This is a genomic window from Herbidospora solisilvae (genome assembly GCF_009901565.1).
GTDB classification, from domain to species: Bacteria; Actinomycetota; Actinomycetes; order Streptosporangiales; family Streptosporangiaceae; genus Herbidospora; species Herbidospora solisilvae.
This window is the reverse complement of record NZ_WXEW01000004.1, coordinates 316,105-331,840: the sequence shown is the minus strand read 5'-3', so window position 1 is coordinate 331,840 and position 15,736 is coordinate 316,105. Positions and strand designations below refer to the sequence as shown.

Below are 15,736 nucleotides of genomic sequence, written 5' to 3'. Positions count from 1 at the left end.
GTGTGCGCGGCGAGAGAGGACGGACCATGGGAGACGTGTACGGGTTCGACGGCCCCGTCGGGCTGCCCGCCCTGCCCCGCCCGGTGGCGGTGGCCGTAGGGGGCGGAGGCGTGCTCGGCGCCGCGCAGGTCGGCGTCGGTTACGCGCTGGAGGAGCGGGGATTCGTCCCCGACCTGATCGTCGGAACCTCGGTGGGCGCGCTCAACGGAGCCATCGCCGCCGCCCATCCCGGCCGGGCCGCACCCTGGCTGGAGCGCGTGTGGACCCGCACGCGGCGGCGCCAGGTGTTCCCGTTCGGCCCCCTGTCCTCGCGGGGCGGCGTCTTCGCCGACCGTGGCCTGCGCGGCCTGATCGCCATGGCCGGTCTGCCGTCGCGCATCGAAGACCTGACCGTCCCCTTCACCGCGGTCGCCATGGATCTGGGCACCGGCGCCGAGACCCTGCTCGACCACGGGGACCTGGAATCCGCGCTGCTCGCGAGCGCGGCGATCCCCGGCGTGCTGCCCCCGGTGGACCGCGACGGCCGCACGCTCGTCGACGGCGGGGTGGTCGCCTATCTTCCGGTGCTGGCCGCCCAGCGCGCCGGGGCGGCGAGTGTGCTGGTGCTGTCGGCCGGGCCGATGAGCCCGCCGCCGTCCGCGGCCGGCCTGCCGCACCGGGCCGGCGCGGTCGCCACCAGGGCGGGACTGCTGTTGTGGCGGCACCAGATCGAGCGCGACCTCCAGGAGGCGGCGAGCCGCGTTCCGACGGTCGTGCTGCCGACCGGCGTCGACTCCTGGCCCGCGCCGTGGGACTTCCGCCACGCCCAGCGGCTGATCGACACCGCCCGTTGCGCGGCGGGCCGCTTCCTCGACGGTCTGCGCGTGAGCGGGCCCGGCCTCTACGGCCTGGCTGCGTCCGCCCGTTCGGAGGTCGTGCGATGAGCACCGTCGCGTTCGTCAACCTCGCCATGCACGGGCACGTCAACCCGACGCTGCCGGTCGTCGCCGAGCTCGTCCGGCGGGGCCACTCCGTCGGCTACCACACCTCGCCCACGTTCGCGGAGAGTGCGGGGGCCGCCGGTGCGAAGGTGTTCCTCTACTCCGGGGGCGACCGGCCGCCTCCCGATCCGCCGATCCCGCTCACGATGCTCGGCGCGCTCGCGCGCGCCACCCTCGACCTGCTGCCGGGGGTGCTCGCCGACCTGCGCGGGCTGCGGCCCGACCTGATCGTGCACGGCGCGGCCTGCCCGTGGGGCGCGGTCGCCGCGCGCGAACTGCGGGTGCCGGCGGCGTCCCTGTTCACCACGTTCGCGTTCAACCGTCAGGCGCCCAGCCCCACCCGCGCGTCGCGGGAGCTGCTGGCCTCGGCCGCGGCCCGGCTGCCCGACGCCCGCGGCTACCTGCGGTCGCGGTGGGCGCTGCGCCGCCGCCACGACACCCGCGGGCTGCCCCTGCTCGACCTGGCGAACGTGCGGCAGCCGCTCAACCTGGTCTTCACCTCGCGCGCGTTCCAGCCCGGCGCCGACGCCTTCGACCGGTCCTACCGGTTCGTCGGCCCGAGCGTTGGCGCCCGTCCGCCCGGCCCGTCGTTCCCCGCCGTCGGGTTGCGGGATCCGGTGCTGTACGCCTCGCCGGGCACCGTGTTCGACGCCGGTCCGGAACTGCTGCGCGCCTTCGCCGCCGCGCTCGCGCCGCTGGGCGGCACCGTGGTCGTCGCCACCGGGGCCACCGACCCGGCCGCCCTCGGCCCGCTGCCGGGCAACGTGCTCGCCCGCCGCTTCGTGCCGCAACCGGAGGTGCTGGCCCGCGCCGCGCTGTTCGTCACGCACGGCGGGATGAACAGCGTCAACGAGGCCCTGTACGCCGGCGTCCCGATGCTGGTGGTCCCCCAGGGCGCCGACCAGCCGCTGGTGGCCCGCCGGGTCGCCGAACTCGGCGCGGGCCTGGCGATCGATCCCCGCGACGCCACCGAAGACGCCGTGCGCGCCCTCGCCCGGCGCCTGCTCGGCGAGCCGCGCTTCCGGGCTGCGGCGGTCACCCTGCGCACCGCCCAGCGTGCGGCCGGCGGCCACCTGCGCGCCGCCGACGAACTCGAACACCACCTGCGCCGGGCCGACGCGCGACGGGAGCGCTGACCCATGTCCCCCGCCGTCGTCGTCCTGCTGCTGCTCGCCGGGTTGTCGGAGGCCGCCGGGCGCATCCTGCCCATGGTCGCCCGCCGGCCCGGCGGGTCGCGGTCGCACGCGGTCGTGCTGCTGCTGTCGGGGGCCGTGGTCGAGGGCACGGCGTTCGCGTTGTGGCCGCTGACCGCCTGGACCCTCGCCGGAGCGGTGCGGCCGGCGCCGGACGCCGCCGCGCTGACCTGGACACCCGGCCTGGTCGCCCCGCTGCTGCTGGCCGCCGTGCTGGCGTTCCCGCTGCTCGGGCCCCTGCTGCACCTGCTGCTCTTCGTGAAGGTCGGGGCCGGCCTCGTCGGCCCGCTCGCCGCCACGACCGGACTGGGCTGGTGGGCCGCCGCGGGCTGCGTGGCCGTCGCCGGAGCAGGGCTGGGGGCCGCCATCGAGGCCGTCCGGCGGCTGGTCGCGCGGCCGGTGACCGCATGATCGAGGTCCCGCTGTTCGTGCTGGTGCTCGGCCCGGTCCTGCTCGCGGAGGCGCTGCTCGCCCGCTACGAGGTGCTGGCCTACACCGCCGGCTGGCGCACGCCCGTCACCGACCTCCCGCCGGGCATGCCCTACGCCCGGGGCGCCGACCCGGCCCGTCCTCCGGCCGCCTACCTGGTCTATCTCGACGGCATCGGGAAACGGCGCTTCCGCGACACGCGAGACGGGGGGCAACTCGTCCAGGCCCTGCTCGACGGCGCGCCGGAGCTGCGGGTGCTCGGTCAGGTGCAGCCCTACTCGCCGCTGGCCGACCCGCTCGCCGACCGGCCCGTGTGGGAGTGGATCCGGCACCACGCCGGGCTGCTGCTGTTCCTGCACAACGTCATGCAGGTCTTCGTCGCCGCCGACCGCCGCTACCGTCCGCTGTACAACCGCGCCGTGGGCGGTCAGATCGCCGGGCACCTGCGCCGCGCCGGTCACCGGCCCGGTAGCGGCACGCCGGTGGTGCTGCTCGGCTACAGCGGCGGCGCGCAGGTCGCGACCGGCGCGGTCGAGGAGCTGCACACGCGGCTTCGGGTCCCGATCCTGGTGATCACCATCGGCGGGTTCCACAACGGCGCCAACGACCTGACCCGGGCCTGCGGGCTGCACCGCGTCACCAGCGGCGGTGACGTCATCGAGCGGGTGTCCGTCTGGATGTTCCCGCAGCGCTGGCGACTGCTGCGCGGCAGCGGCTGGAACCGGGCCGTGCGCGCCGGGAAGGTCACCGTGCACCGGCTCGACCCCGCCACCCACATGGGGCGGCGCGGTTACATCAGCCCGGCGGCGCGGCTGCCCGACGGACGCACCCACCTGGCCCGCACCACCGCCCTGGTGATCTCGGTGATCCGCGCGCACACGGGAGCTACTGGCCGTCCATGACGTCGGACTTCAGGCGGTCGAACTCCTCGTCGGAGATGGCGCCCGACTGCCGCAGCCGGTCGAGCTGGGTGAGCCGCTGGATGACCGCGTCGGCGCCCGTCGCCAGTGGCGGCACCGGCCCGACGCGCATGCGGTGGGCCAGCGACTTGAGGTCGTCGAGGATGAGCGGCCTCCCCGGGCGGTCGGGGCTGTAGGCGACGGTCAGGCGGGTGCCCGGCGGCACCGGCCAGATGGTCGACTGCCGCAGCTCCATGCCCGGCACGTCGGGCACGTGCCCGACCAGCCGGTACATGAGCTGGTTGTTGACGCGCACGCCGGTCGGCACCACGTCGGTCACCACCGCCTCGGCGCGCAGGCCGCTCTCGCGCAGCGCGCGTTCGCGGGCGTCGGTACGCCGCCACGCCGCGATCGTCAGGGCGAGCGCCACGACCACGGCGAGGGAGAGCGTTCCAAAGACGATGGACATGGTCAGATTGACCTGCGGCCCGCCGTTCGTCCACAGGACGTACATGAAGACGGTCAGAGGCAGGGTCCAGATCAGCTGGAGGCCGACCGACAGACCGATCCAGACGCGGGCACCTTTGGGCATGAGCCGCACACTACCTCGGCAAGCGCCGGTATCTACAAGAACTGGGGCGTCGGCTTGTGCGCGGGCTCGCACCTTTCACCACAAAGCTACGGTAGCGTAGGTTACGAAAACGTAAGTTAAGTGGGGAGCTGAGATGGCGCGCGCACTGACGCAGACGGAATTCCTCATCGAGCTGGAACCCGTCGTCGAGGAGAATCTCAACCGGCACCTGGGCGTGGCCAAGGAATGGTTCCCGCACGAGTACGTCCCGTGGGACGACGCGCGGACCTTCGACGGAATTCTGGGCGGCACCGCCTGGCGGCCGGAAGACTCCACGATCCCCGAGGTCGCCCGCACCTCCCTGCTGGTCAACCTGCTGACCGAGGACAACCTGCCGAGCTACCACCACGAGATCGCGACCACCTTCGGGCGCGACGGCGCGTGGGGCACCTGGGTCGGGCGCTGGACGGCCGAGGAGGGCCGCCACTCCATCGTCATCCGCGACTACCTCATCGCCTCGCGCGCCCTCGACCCCAAGACGCTGGAGCGGGCCCGCATGGCGCACATGGAGGCCGGGTTCCAGACCGAATACGGCACCATGCTGCAGCAGCTCGCCTACGTCTCCTTCCAGGAGCTGGCGACCCGCATCGCCCACCGCAACACCGGCAGGGCGTCGGGCGACGAGACGTGCGAGCGCATCCTGGCCCGCGTCGCGGCCGACGAGAACCTGCACATGCTCTTCTACCGCAACCTCCTCGGCGCGGCCCTCGACCTCGACCCGAACCAGACCATGCGCGCCATCACCGACGTGGTGAAGAGCTTCCAGATGCCCGGCGCGGGCATGGCCGGGTTCGCCCGCATGTCCATGCAGATCGCCCACGCCGGCATCTACGACCTGCGCTCGCACAAGGACGAGGTGCTGATGCCGGTCCTGCGGCAGTGGAGGGTCTTCGAGAAGGAGGGCCTCGACCCCGAGGGCGAGAAGGCCCGCCAGGAGCTCGCCGAGTTCCTCGACAACCTCGAGGTCACCGCGAAGCGATTCGAGGAGCGAAGGGATGCCCGGCGAGCCCGGGAAGCGGCAAAATAGGCCATATGACGTGGATCAATGAGCCTGCGAGCTGGACCGCAGACGGAGACACCCTGACCTTCTCCGTCACCGGCGAGACCGACCTGTGGCGGCAGACCCACTACGGCTACACCTACGACACCGCGCCGATGTACGGCCGCACCGTCGAGGGCGACGCCAAGGTGCGGGTCACCTTCACGGCCGACTACGCCGAGCAGTACGACCAGGCCGGGGCAATCCTGCGCGCCGACGAGAACAACTGGATCAAGGCAGGGGTGGAGTTCGTCGACGGCGCCCTCCAGATCAGCGCCGTCGTCACCCGCGACTTCTCCGACTGGTCGGTGATGCTCGCCCCCGAGGGCACCACCTCGGTCACGTTCGAGCTCGTCCGCGAGGGCGACGCCGTGCACATCAACTGGGGCGTCAACGGCGGCGAGCCCGCCACGCTGCTCCGGCTGGCCTACTTCCCGCCGGGGGTGCCCGCGCTCGCCGGGGCGATGGCGGCCGCCCCCGTCGGCAAGGGCTTCCAGGTCGACTTCTCGGAAGTCGTGATCACCGGCTAGGTACCAGAACACCCTTCCGGACCCGCATACTGTGATGCGCACATGAGCGGGAAGGTCCGGGAATGGTGAGGTTCGCTCCGTACAAGAGGTTCTCGTGGCCGCTCCGCTGGTCGTTGCGGATCCTCACGACGCTTCTCGTGCTCGTGCTCGTCGCGGCCGGCGGGATCGTCTGGGTGGTCCGCGCGTCCTTCCCGCAGACCGGCGGTGAGCTGCGGCTGCCGGGGCTCACCAAGGCGGTCACCGTGCGGCGCGACGGGTTCGGCGTGCCGCAGATCTACGCCGACACGGCCGCCGACCTGTTCCGGGCGCAGGGCTACGTCCACGCCCAGGACCGGTTCTGGGAAATGGACTTCCGGCGCAAGACCACGGCCGGGCGCCTGTCGGAGCTGTTCGGCGGCTCCACCCTGGAGATCGACAAGGTCGTCCGGACACTCGGCTGGCGCCGGGTGGCCGAACAGGAGCTCAACCTCCTCACCCCGGAGGCGAAGGCGGGACTCGACGCCTACGCCGCCGGGGTGAACGCCTGGATGAAGGACAACGAGGGCTTCACGTCCAGGAGCCTGGAGTACGCCGTCCTGAAGCTCACCAACGGCGCCTACGAACCCGAGCCGTGGACGCCGGCCGACTCCCTGGCCTGGCTGAAGGCGATGGCCTGGGACCTGCGGTCGAACATGGACGACGAGATCGAGCGCGCCGTCGACGCCGCGACCATCCCGAGGGAACGGGTCGAGGAGCTGTTCCCGCCCTACCCCTACGACCGGCACCGGCCCATCGTCGGCGAGGGCGGCGTCCGCGACGGCGCGTTCACCTCGGGCGACCGGGAGACCACGACCGCGGCGGCCCACGCCCTGCGGCGCGTCTCGGCCACGCTGAACGCCGTGCCGTCGCTGCTGGGCAGCGGGGGCGACCCGAAGGGCATCGGCTCCAACTCGTGGGTGGTGTCCGGCAAGCACACCGACACCGGCAAGCCGCTGCTGGCCAACGACCCGCACCTCGGGCCGAAGATGCCCTCGATCTGGTACCAGGCCGGCCTGCACTGCCGCACCCTGTCGGCCGAGTGCCCCTACGACGTCTCCGGCTTCACCTTCTCGGGCCTGCCCGGCGTCGTCATCGGCCACAACCGCACGATCGCGTGGGGCTTCACCAACCTCGCCCCCGACGTGGCCGACCTCTATCTGGAGCGGGTGCGCGAGAACACGTACGAGATCTCCGGCACCTGGGCCCCGCTGGAGACCCGCACCGAGCGCATCGAGGTCGCGGGCGGGCAGCCGGTCGACCTGACCGTGCGCACCACCCGGCACGGCCCGATCGTCTCCGACGTCTTCGGGCCGGTCGCCCCGCTGAAGACGCAGGGCGTCGAGGTCGCGCTGCGCTGGACCGCCCTCGACCCCGGCAACACCGGCAACGCCATCTTCATGCTCGGCCGGGCCACCGACTGGGACGAGTTCCGGAAGGCCGCGGCCCAGTTCGAGGTGCCGTCCCAGAACCTCGTGTACGCCGACACCTCCGGCAACATCGGCTACCAGGCCCCCGGGAAGATCCCGGTCAGATCGGGCGGCGACGGCAAGTGGCCCGCCGAGGGCTGGACCGGCGAACAGGAGTGGACCGGCTTCATCCCGTTCGACGAACTGCCGACGGCGTTCAACCCCGACGAGGGGTTCATCGCGACGGCCAACAACGCGGTCGTCGGCCCCGGGTACAGCCACTTCCTCACCGACGACTGGGCCTACGGCTACCGCTCGCAGCGCATCGCCGACCGCATCACCCAGGCCGCGTCGGCCGGCAAGGTGACCAAGGACGTCATGTCGGCGATCCACCAGGACTCCTACAACGGCCTGGCGCCCATCCTCGTCCCGCACCTGAGGAGGGTCGGCGGCGCCGACACCGCCCTGTTCGCCGGCTGGGACTTCACCCAGGGGAAGGACAGCGCCCCGGCCGCCTACTTCAACGCCGTCTGGCGCCACCTCCTCACGCTGACCTTCGACGACGAGCTCACCGAAGACCTGCGCCCCGGCGGCAACGACCGCTGGTGGGAGGTGGTCCGGCGGCTCCTCGACGACCCCTCCGACACCTGGTGGGACGACGTGAAGACGCCCGCCGCCGAACAGCGCGACGACATCCTGCGCGCCGCCCTCGCCGCGGCCTCCAGGGAACTGCGCGGCACGCTGGGCGACGACCCGAAGGCGTGGACCTGGGGCGACCTGCACACCCTGGACCTCGTCAACGAGACCTTCGGCACCAGCGGCATCGGCCCCATCGAGTGGTTGTTCAACCGCGGCCCCTACCGCCTGTCCGGCGGCAAGGACGCCGTCGACGCCACCGGCTGGGACGCCGCGTCCGGGAATTACGAGGTGAACTGGGTGCCGTCGATGCGCATGGTCGTCGACCTGGCCGACCTCGACGCCTCGACCTGGGTCAACCTGACCGGCGCCTCGGGCCACGCCTTCAACGGCAACTACGCCGACCAGGCCGGCCTGTGGGCCGAGGGAAGGACCACCCCCTGGCCCTTCACCGAGGAGGCGGTCGGGCGGGCCACGGCCGACGAACTGACGCTCACCCCGTAGAGGTTGTGGCGGGCGCGGCGCGCGCCCCGGCCGCCCGGCCGCGTTCTACAACGGACCCATGAGCAGGGAAGTGATCAGCGCCGACGGCGTGCCCGCACCCGGAGGCGCCTACTCGCAGGCCGTCGTCGCCGGCGGGTTCCTCTACACCGCCGGCACCGGGCCGCACGACCCCGTCACCGGGGAGGTCGTCGGCGACGACGTCGCCACCCAGACGCGGCAGGTGCTCGGCAACCTGCGGGCGCTGCTCGCCGCACGGGGGCTCGACTTCTCGGACGTCGTCAAGGTGACCGTCCACCTCGCCGATCTGGGGCGGGACTACGAGGCGTACAACGCCGTCTACGAGTCGGCGATGGCCCGGCCGTTCCCGGCGCGGACCACCGTCGGCTCGACGCTCGACCACAAGCTCGTGGAGATCGACATGGTGGCCGTGCTCCGGGACTAGAGCAGCCGGTCCAGCCACTCGGTCCGGGTGCGGCGGGCCTCTTGGGAGAGCGCGGCGCCGGGGTAGAGGGCGTCGAAGCCGTGGAAGCCGCCGTCCCACACGTGCAGGTCCGCGCGGCCCCCGGCGGCCCAGATGCGGGTGGCGTAGGCGACGTCCTCGTCGCGGAAGACCTCGGCGGACCCGGCGTCGACGTAGGCCGGCGGGAGGCCGGACAGGTCGGCGGCGACGGCGGGGGAGACATAGGCCGGGACGTCGCCGCCGGTCAGGCCGCCGAGCACGGCCCGCCAGCCGTAGGCGTTCATCTCGCGGCTCCACACCCCCGGGCCGGTGAACTGGAGCGTGGACGTGGTGGCGTCGCGGTGGTCGAGCATGGGGCAGATCAGCACCTGCCCGGCGAGCGCCGGGCCGCCCCGGTCACGCGCCATCAGGGCGACCCCGGCGGCCAGCCCGCCACCGGCGCTGACGCCCGCGACGACGATCCTCGCCGGATCGACGCCCAGGTCGGCGGCGTTCCCGGCGGTCCACGTCAGCGCCCGGTGGCAGTCCTCGACCAGGGTCGTGCCGGTGACGTCGGGGGCGAGCCGGTAGTCGACGGTGACGACGACCGCGCCGAACCGGTCGAGCCACTCCAGCGGGATGTCGAGGTTGGCGAACCGGTCGCCCATGATCATGCCGCCGCCGTGGATCCAGACGACACAGGGCGCGTCCACCGCGCCGGGCGGGATGAGCACGGTCAGCGGGATCTGCGCGCCGTCCTCGGCGGCCACGGTGACCTCCCGCCGTTCGACGGCCCGGCCGCCGAGCAGGGTGTCGAGGGGAGCGGACGGGATCGCGCGCAGCGTCGCGACCACCTCCGGGGTCAGTTCGGGCATGAGCGGCAGGTCGGCGGACAGCGCACGGAGTTCGGCGTCGACGGCGGGCCGGACGGGGGTCATCAGGGGTCCTTTCGGTGGTACGCGGAGGAGCAGGAGGGCTTGGGGGCGGTTCAGAGGGTGGCTTTGCCGCCCACCGGGGTGAGGTCGGTGTAGGTGGACTCGCCCGCGAGGAGAGGGGCGATCTTCGCGACCATGGACTGGGCCGGCTCGCCCGCGAACAGGCGGTGGTGGTCGGCCTCCGTGGTCCAGCCCTCGGTGACCTGGACGACGTCGGGGTCGGTGGCCGAGCGGCTGACCAGGTAGACCAGGCAGTGCTCGCTCGCGGCGGGGGAGCCGGCGTCGAGGCCGGTCAGCAGGAGGGCGACCAGGTCGTCGCCGCGGCCGGGGCGGGCGGTCATGGTGGCGGTGAAACCGTAGGTGGCGGTCATGCTCATTCCTTCTCTCGGTGGTGTTCTCCGTCGCCTCAATTAGATGGGCTCGTGCACGTCACCGGTAGAACGAAGCTCGCCTCCTCTTGCCTGATCCTCTCGTGAACGGTGTAATCGGGCGATGAGCATGGATGAGCTGCGCGGGCTGCTGAACCGGCACGCCCGTCCCGACATGACCACCCCCATCGACGGGGTGCTCGTCTCCCGGGTCGAGCGGTCCGAGCCGCCGGAGACCTCCATGTCCGGGACGGTGCTGGCGGTCATCGCGCAGGGGGAGAAGCGGCTCGCGCTCGGCGAGCGCGTCCACGACTACCGGGCCGGGCAGTATCTCGTCGCCTCCGTCGACCTGCCGGTCACCGGTCACTTCGTCGGCGCGACGCGGGAGCGGCCCGCGCTCGGGTTCGGGCTGGTGCTGCGGCCCGAGGCGGTGGCCGAGGTGCTGCTGTCGGCCGGGGCCGGCGACGTGCCCCGGGAGCCGGGTGGCGCGGCGCCCGGGCTGGCGGTCAGCGACGTCTCCGCCGAACTGCTCGACGCGGTGGTGCGGTTGTTGCGGCTCATCGAACGGCCGCGGGACCGGGCGGTGCTCGCGCCGCTGGTGATCAAGGAGATCCTCTGGCTGGTCGCGAGCGGGCCGCAGGGCGCGGCCGTGCGGCAGCTCGGGCTGGCCGACAGCGGGCTCAGCCACGTCGCGCGGGCGGTGCGCTGGATCCGGGAGCACTACGCGCAGCCGTTCCGGGTGGAGGAGGTGGCGCGGTTGTCCGGCATGAGCGTGTCGGCGTTCCACCGCAACTTCCAGGCGGTGACCGCGATGAGCCCGATCCAGTTCCAGAAGCAGATCCGGCTCCAGGAGGCCCGGCTCCTGCTGGCCACCAGCCCCGGCGACATCGCCGGGGTGGGGCATCGGGTCGGGTACGACAGCCCGTCCCAGTTCAGCAGGGAGTACCGCCGCCAGTTCGGGGCGCCACCCAGTCAGGACGCCACGCTGCGCCCGTTCTCCAAGTCGGTGGGCGCTCTGTCGTGACGGCCGCCGCCGCGCGCGGCCGGTCGGCGCCGGATGCGGCGCGCGACCGGGACGGCGGGCGGGGCCGGGGTGGGCGGGGCCGTAACTAAGAAGCCGTCACGGACGCGATCTCGTTGAGGGGGAACTCCAGGTAGTCGCCCGCTTCCTCGCACCAGGCGTCGAGGACGCCGCTGTGGAGTTCGCCGTGGCTGACGGTGGCCGTCACCCCGTCGGACAGGGTGATCAGCGCGCGGACGCCGCGGTCGACGACGAAGCCCAGAAGCGACTGCTGGGCCGTCGGCAGGCGGCTGGCGAGGCGGCCGATCAGCGCCCACGTGTGGCCGCTCTGGCGGCCGTCGTCGCGGCTTTTGATCAGGCGCTTGGCGTGTTCGTGGGGGTCGGGCGGGGGCTCGGTCAGCAGGGGCGGCGGTTCGAGCTCGGCGACCCGGCCGCCCGGCAGCAGGATCAGCCGGCCGCCCTGCGGTTCGCGCCGGATCTCGATGTCGCCGGTGTCGTTCACCGGGACGGGGGCGTAGCCGGCCTCGCGCAGCGACCGGAGGGTGCGGTCGGCGGGGGCGGTGCTGGCCAGCACCGTCGGGGCGAGCTGGCGCAGGCCCAGTTTGGCCAGCTTGCGGTGCCCGGCGATCTCGGCCAGCAGGCCCGGGTCGGAACCCTGCACGATGCAGCCGACCGAGGTCACGGTCACCTCGCCGTGGCGGCGGGCGACGTCGTTGATGAGGTAGACGAGCGGCTGGGGGAGGGTGCCGACCTGGGCGAGCTCGTCGAGCAGCTCGTCGGCGGTCGACCCGGCGTCGAGCGCGCGGCGCACGGTCGCGGGGCTGAACCGCCAGATCGACGCCGCGCCCTTGGCCTCACGGATGGCGACCCGGTCGAGCAGCGAGGTCAGTTCGACCGCCGGGGGACCGGTGACCACCGCGGTCAGGTCGGCCCCGAACAGGGCGGTGCGCTGCGCGCTGGCCAGCGCCCGGGTGGAGCACTCGGCCAGCGCCGGGTCGTGTTCGACCTCGGGGACCGAGTCGTCGTGTTCGTCTCCGGCCACCGCCGAAAGGGAGGCCAGCGCGCGGCCGAGGTCGGTGAGGGAGTCGCAGGCGGTCAGGCCGAGCAGCCGCGCCTCCTCCAGGAGGCCGGGCGCCGACTCTGCGAGCAGTTCGCGGTCGAGCAGCGGCGCCCGCCAGTGCACCGACTGCACCAGCTCCTGCAGCGTGGCGAAGCCCTGGCCGGGCTCGACGTCGGTCAGGGCGCCGAGTACGGCCCGGCGGATGCGGGCGAGGGTCTCACCGGCGGGGTCGTCGCCGAGCACCACCGGATAGCGGCCCTCGACGCGGCGCAACGACGAGCGTTCCATCCGCCACCAGGCCGCCAGCAGCACCCGCAGCCGGTGGGGGGCGTCGTCGAGCCGCCAGGCGTCGAAGCGGTCGGTCGGCACCAGCCCGCCCGCCTTCTCGTCGAGGGCGAGCAGCCGGGCCACCGCGCAGACCTCGATCAGCAGCCGGGTCTCCTCTTCGGAGGTGCCGGTCTCCTTGGCGACGCGGCGGATCTCGCGCACGCCCACGCCGCCGTTCTTCAGCAGCGGGAGCGTGGTCTTGTCGGTGTTCTCCAGCAGCGCCGTCGCGCGGTCGAGCAGGTGGGGCGCGGCCAGCGCCATCGCCAGGTCGACGGCCTCGCGGTCGACCGGGATCGTCGCCAGGTCGGGCGGATAGGGGGTGAAGGGGCCGTGGTATTCGGGGCCGCGCAGGCCGAGGGCGACCTCGCGGGGCATCTCGGCGACGTCCCACTGGGTGCGGAACAGCAGGCCCCGGTCCTGGGCCCACTTCTCGGGGGTGCCGGGGTTGACGAAGCGGTTGCCGTCGACGCTGCGGACCGGGCCGTCCCAGGCGAAGTCGTCGAGCAGGCCGACGGTGCCCTCGGGGGCGGTGGAGAGCAGGTCGCCGAGCTTGTCGGGGTCGCTGAGCAGCGCGGTCACCCGCGCCGTCATCTGGCGTTTGCCGCCCGCCGGGGGGATGCCCAGCGTGCGGCACATGCGCCGCAGCCCTTCGGCGTTCAGCGCCCACGACTCCAGGTACTGGGCCAGCGGTTCGCCCAGGCCGCACGGCGCGGTCCACCAGCGGGCCACCGCCTCGGCCAGGTGGATGCGGCCGTCGGGGCCGGGCCAGGCCAGCGCGCAGTCGTAGAGCCGGTCGAGCCACGGGATGACCTCGGAGGTGGACACGCCGAGGAACCGGGCCAGTTCGTCCTCCGTCGGGCGGCCGCCGATGACCAGGCACGCCTGCAGGAGCTCCAGAGGGGGCAGAGGGAGGCCGCGCATGACCTCCATGACCGCGAACGTGTTGCCGAGCCGCTGCGCCAGCGCATCGATCCGCCGGGGCCAGGGCGGGGCGATGGCGTCCGGCCGGTTGGCCAGGACACGCGCGAGCCGGTCTTCGTCGAGAGTTGTCAGCCAGGCGATTAGGTGATCGTCCATCACAGATCTCTCAGGGCCTCGGGAAGCCGCGGTGGTGGAGACGCACGTGAGATCAAGATATTCGGCACTCTGGGCGACGAAAAGGTCATTCTCCTGTTCTCCCTCCTCCCCGCGAGCGTGCTGAACTCCACCTCAGCACAGGATCACGCGATCGGAAGGCGATCCCGGATACTCGATGGGGAATTCCTGGCCGGGCGTTAACAGTGGTCTCAGGGGTCCCATCAGAGCGAGGCGCGGGCGGCCGGAGGCCGGGCGCGTCTCGCGTTGGGAATCTGCCGGATGGACAGGTGTCGCGGGCGGCCGAAGGCGGGCCGCGTCTCGCGTGGGGGATCTGCCGGGTGACCCGTCGGCCGAGGGGTGCCCCCGCGTAGTCCGGGCTACACGGGAGCACCCCTCGGCCGGCGAGAGATCGGGCGGGGAGCTAGTTCAGGACGGCCCAGACGGCCTTGCCGTGCGGGGCGAGGGGCGACCAGCCCCAGCGCACGCTGATCGACTCGACGATGTGGAGCCCGAGCCCGCCGGGCTCGAAGGGGTTGGCCTCGCGCATGACCGGGGTGGCCGAGCCGGGGTCGGTGAGCGCGCAGGTGACGAAGCCGCCGCGCCTGATCAGGGCCAGCCTGATCACCTCACGCCGGTGGCGGCCGCCGATCTCCAGGCCGTGGCGCAGGGCGTTGGTGGCCAGTTCGGAGACGACCAGTTCCATGCCGTCGCACATCTCGCCGAGTTCCCAGCCGGTCAGCGTGCCGGTCGCGAAGCTGCGGGCGCTGTGGACCGAATCGGCTTTGGGCGGCAGGACGAATGTGGCGGCCTGCGTGGGGGAGACGGCAGGCGGAAGGTCGCGCGCGGGTTCGGGCCACCAGCCGACCGGGGGCCACCAATCGAGTGCCGACCATTCGAGGACCGAGTGCACGAGATCATGATGGGGCACGGTCTCGTGCATGTGCAACAGCGGATGCACGTGCAGATGGTCGTTGCAGGCGCTACCGTTACCCAAAACGACCCTGGGACGAAAGGGGCGATCTTTGACAGACTGTAGTTCAGTCCACATACCGGAGGAATGACTCGTGTCCATCGACCCGCCAGGTTCCGGCTCCACCGTCCGGCGCATCATGCTCGGCGCCAGTCTCCGGAGGCTGCGCGAGGAGCGGGACCTCACCCGCGAAGAGGCCGGATTCCACATCCGGGCCTCCGAATCCAAGATCAGCCGGATGGAACTCGGCCGGGTCGGATTCAAGACACGAGACGTCGAAGACCTGCTCACCCTGTACGGCGTCGTCGACGACGCGGAGCGACGGCAACTCCTGGAGATGGTCCGGGAGGCCAACACGCCCGGTTGGTGGCACAAGTTCGGCGAGGTGCTGCCGAACTGGTTCGTCACCTTCATCGGACTGGAAGAGGCGGCCAGCGTGATCCGCACCTACGAGGTGCAGTTCGTGCCCGGCCTGCTCCAGACGTCGGCGTACGCCCGCGCGGTCATCCGGCTCGGGTTCCCCGACGCCGCCGATGACGAGATCGAACGCCGCGTGCATGTGCGGATGCAGCGACAGGAGCGGCTGGCCCATGCGGGCGGCCCGCGCCTGTGGGCGGTCATCGACGAGGCGGCGCTTCGCCGGCCCATCGGGGGGCCCAAGATCATGCGCGAGCAGATCGAGCATCTGCTCGACGTGGCCCGGCTGCCCAACATCACCCTGCAGGTGATGCCGTTCCGCTTCGGCATGCACGCCGCCGAGGGCGGGGCCTTCACCATCCTGCGGTTTCCGGAGTCCGACCTTTCGGACGTGGTCTACGTCGAGCAACTCTGGGGCGCTCTGTACCTCGACAAACGCGAGGACATCGATCCGTACCTCACGGCCATGGAACAGCTCTGCGTGGAGAGCACCACGCCGGGCGGGACCAGGGACCTGCTCGATGATCTTCTCAGAGAGAAAGTGTATGCAGACTTATAACGGGATGCCCGCCACCGCCCTCTCCGGCGTTCAGTGGCGGAAGAGCCTGCACAGCAACTCCACGGGCAACTGCGTGGAACTCGCGGAGCTGCCCGACGGCGGGGTCGCCGTCCGCAACTCCCGGTTCCCCGAGGGGCCGGCGCTCATCTACACGCGGGACGAGATCCGCGCACTGGTGCTGGGCGTCAAGGACGGGGAGTTCGACGGCCTGGTCGCGTGACGCGGTTTCACCACGACTTTTAACACGAGGTTCACGCACTTAACGGCTTTGGGCCAGGTGTGTAACACGGGTCCGGCA

16 protein-coding genes are annotated in these 15,736 nt (G+C 72.4%); 11 read left to right on the top strand and 5 right to left on the bottom strand.

Going from position 1 to position 15,736, the window contains the following annotated elements; genetic code table 11:
* The first annotated feature begins 26 nt into the window (after positions 1-26).
* From GT755_RS14840 to GT755_RS14825, 4 genes are read left to right on the top strand one after another with little or no spacing between them, the layout of a single operon-like run.
* Positions 27-923 carry a patatin-like phospholipase family protein gene (locus GT755_RS14840; RefSeq protein WP_161480301.1) on the top strand — a complete coding sequence of 299 codons (897 nt, stop codon included), beginning with the start codon at positions 27-29 and terminating at the stop codon, positions 921-923.
* The gene (locus GT755_RS14835) at positions 920-2,116 is read left to right on the top strand and encodes a macrolide family glycosyltransferase (protein ID WP_161480300.1); all 1,197 of its coding nucleotides are present in this window, start codon (positions 920-922) and stop codon (positions 2,114-2,116) included. The genes GT755_RS14840 and GT755_RS14835 overlap by 4 nt, the downstream gene beginning before the upstream one ends.
* Positions 2,117-2,119: 3 nt before the next feature.
* Positions 2,120-2,584 carry a hypothetical protein gene (locus tag GT755_RS14830; RefSeq protein ID WP_161480299.1) on the top strand — a complete coding sequence of 155 codons (465 nt, stop codon included), beginning with the start codon at positions 2,120-2,122 and terminating at the stop codon, positions 2,582-2,584.
* On the top strand, positions 2,581-3,504 hold the full coding sequence (locus tag GT755_RS14825) for a hypothetical protein (protein WP_161480298.1): 924 nt from the start codon (positions 2,581-2,583) through the stop codon (positions 3,502-3,504). The genes GT755_RS14830 and GT755_RS14825 overlap by 4 nt, the downstream gene beginning before the upstream one ends.
* Here GT755_RS14825 and GT755_RS14820 read toward each other — a convergent pair.
* On the bottom strand, positions 3,488-4,093 hold the full coding sequence (locus GT755_RS14820) for an SHOCT domain-containing protein (RefSeq protein WP_161480297.1): 606 nt from the start codon (positions 4,091-4,093) through the stop codon (positions 3,488-3,490). The two genes, GT755_RS14825 and GT755_RS14820, sit on opposite strands and share 17 nt — an antisense overlap.
* A 133-nt stretch (positions 4,094-4,226) precedes the next feature.
* On the opposite strand from GT755_RS14820, the gene GT755_RS14815 reads away from it, so the two are divergent.
* The 4 genes from GT755_RS14815 to GT755_RS14800 all read left to right on the top strand — a co-directional run bounded on the left by GT755_RS14815 (position 4,227) and on the right by GT755_RS14800 (position 8,707).
* Entirely contained in the window at positions 4,227-5,159 is a 933-nt protein-coding gene (locus GT755_RS14815; protein WP_161480296.1) for an acyl-ACP desaturase, read from the top strand.
* Positions 5,160-5,164: 5 nt separating this feature from the next.
* Complete coding sequence (locus GT755_RS14810) at positions 5,165-5,701, top strand: DUF1349 domain-containing protein (protein ID WP_030450624.1); 537 nt, start codon at positions 5,165-5,167, stop codon at positions 5,699-5,701.
* 62 nt (positions 5,702-5,763) lie between these two features.
* Positions 5,764-8,265 (top strand): penicillin acylase family protein, encoded by a 2,502-nt coding sequence (locus tag GT755_RS14805; RefSeq protein WP_161480295.1) that lies wholly within the window; start codon positions 5,764-5,766, stop codon positions 8,263-8,265.
* Between the two features lie 58 nt (positions 8,266-8,323).
* Positions 8,324-8,707 carry a RidA family protein gene (locus tag GT755_RS14800; RefSeq protein ID WP_161480294.1) on the top strand — a complete coding sequence of 128 codons (384 nt, stop codon included), beginning with the start codon at positions 8,324-8,326 and terminating at the stop codon, positions 8,705-8,707.
* Here GT755_RS14800 and GT755_RS14795 read toward each other — a convergent pair.
* Together GT755_RS14795 and GT755_RS14790 are read right to left on the bottom strand one after the other, a co-directional pair.
* Positions 8,704-9,642, bottom strand: coding sequence for an alpha/beta hydrolase (locus GT755_RS14795; RefSeq protein WP_161480293.1), 939 nt, complete (start codon positions 9,640-9,642; stop codon positions 8,704-8,706). The genes GT755_RS14800 and GT755_RS14795 overlap by 4 nt on opposite strands.
* 50 nt (positions 9,643-9,692) lie before the next feature.
* Complete coding sequence (locus GT755_RS14790) at positions 9,693-10,010, bottom strand: putative quinol monooxygenase (protein WP_161480292.1); 318 nt, start codon at positions 10,008-10,010, stop codon at positions 9,693-9,695.
* Between the two features lie 121 nt (positions 10,011-10,131).
* Here GT755_RS14790 and GT755_RS14785 point away from each other — a divergent pair, with 121 nt between their 5' ends.
* Positions 10,132-11,031 (top strand): AraC family transcriptional regulator, encoded by a 900-nt coding sequence (locus tag GT755_RS14785; protein ID WP_161480291.1) that lies wholly within the window; start codon positions 10,132-10,134, stop codon positions 11,029-11,031.
* Between the two features lie 85 nt (positions 11,032-11,116).
* Here GT755_RS14785 and GT755_RS14780 read toward each other — a convergent pair whose 3' ends face one another.
* Together GT755_RS14780 and GT755_RS14775 are read right to left on the bottom strand one after the other, a co-directional pair.
* A complete protein-coding gene (locus tag GT755_RS14780; protein ID WP_161480290.1) occupies positions 11,117-13,492 on the bottom strand; it encodes a helicase-associated domain-containing protein in 2,376 nt (791 codons plus the stop codon).
* Positions 13,493-13,913: 421 nt separating this feature from the next.
* Positions 13,914-14,450, bottom strand: a complete 537-nt coding sequence (locus GT755_RS14775) for an ATP-binding protein (RefSeq protein WP_285579239.1) — start codon at positions 14,448-14,450, stop codon at positions 13,914-13,916.
* A 151-nt stretch (positions 14,451-14,601) separates the two neighbouring features.
* Here GT755_RS14775 and GT755_RS14770 point away from each other — a divergent pair, with 151 nt between their 5' ends.
* Together GT755_RS14770 and GT755_RS14765 are read left to right on the top strand one after the other, a co-directional pair.
* A complete protein-coding gene (locus GT755_RS14770; protein ID WP_051759271.1) occupies positions 14,602-15,438 on the top strand; it encodes a helix-turn-helix domain-containing protein in 837 nt (278 codons plus the stop codon).
* A complete protein-coding gene (locus GT755_RS14765) occupies positions 15,425-15,658 on the top strand; it encodes a DUF397 domain-containing protein (protein WP_061294725.1) in 234 nt (77 codons plus the stop codon). Before GT755_RS14770 ends, GT755_RS14765 begins: the two co-directional genes overlap by 14 nt.
* The last annotated feature ends 78 nt before the right edge of the window (positions 15,659-15,736 follow it).

What these genes read in the sequence shown, in the direction of transcription:
- GT755_RS14825 (WP_161480298.1), top strand. Translation starts at nt 2,581, where the DNA reads ATGATCGAGGTCCCGCTGTTCGTGCTGGTGCTCGGCCCGGTCCTGCTC.
- GT755_RS14810 (WP_030450624.1), top strand. Translation starts at nt 5,165, where the DNA reads ATGACGTGGATCAATGAGCCTGCGAGCTGGACCGCAGACGGAGACACC.
- GT755_RS14815 (WP_161480296.1), top strand. Translation starts at nt 4,227, where the DNA reads ATGGCGCGCGCACTGACGCAGACGGAATTCCTCATCGAGCTGGAACCC.
- GT755_RS14765 (WP_061294725.1), top strand. Translation starts at nt 15,425, where the DNA reads ATGCAGACTTATAACGGGATGCCCGCCACCGCCCTCTCCGGCGTTCAG.
- GT755_RS14835 (WP_161480300.1), top strand. Translation starts at nt 920, where the DNA reads ATGAGCACCGTCGCGTTCGTCAACCTCGCCATGCACGGGCACGTCAAC.
- GT755_RS14785 (WP_161480291.1), top strand. Translation starts at nt 10,132, where the DNA reads ATGAGCATGGATGAGCTGCGCGGGCTGCTGAACCGGCACGCCCGTCCC.
- GT755_RS14800 (WP_161480294.1), top strand. Translation starts at nt 8,324, where the DNA reads ATGAGCAGGGAAGTGATCAGCGCCGACGGCGTGCCCGCACCCGGAGGC.
- GT755_RS14805 (WP_161480295.1), top strand. Translation starts at nt 5,764, where the DNA reads ATGGTGAGGTTCGCTCCGTACAAGAGGTTCTCGTGGCCGCTCCGCTGG.
- GT755_RS14820 (WP_161480297.1), bottom strand. Translation starts at nt 4,093, where the DNA reads ATGCCCAAAGGTGCCCGCGTCTGGATCGGTCTGTCGGTCGGCCTCCAG.
- GT755_RS14770 (WP_051759271.1), top strand. Translation starts at nt 14,602, where the DNA reads ATGCTCGGCGCCAGTCTCCGGAGGCTGCGCGAGGAGCGGGACCTCACC.
- GT755_RS14795 (WP_161480293.1), bottom strand. Translation starts at nt 9,642, where the DNA reads ATGACCCCCGTCCGGCCCGCCGTCGACGCCGAACTCCGTGCGCTGTCC.
- GT755_RS14830 (WP_161480299.1), top strand. Translation starts at nt 2,120, where the DNA reads ATGTCCCCCGCCGTCGTCGTCCTGCTGCTGCTCGCCGGGTTGTCGGAG.
- GT755_RS14790 (WP_161480292.1), bottom strand. Translation starts at nt 10,010, where the DNA reads ATGACCGCCACCTACGGTTTCACCGCCACCATGACCGCCCGCCCCGGC.
- GT755_RS14840 (WP_161480301.1), top strand. Translation starts at nt 27, where the DNA reads ATGGGAGACGTGTACGGGTTCGACGGCCCCGTCGGGCTGCCCGCCCTG.
- GT755_RS14780 (WP_161480290.1), bottom strand. Translation starts at nt 13,492, where the DNA reads ATGGACGATCACCTAATCGCCTGGCTGACAACTCTCGACGAAGACCGG.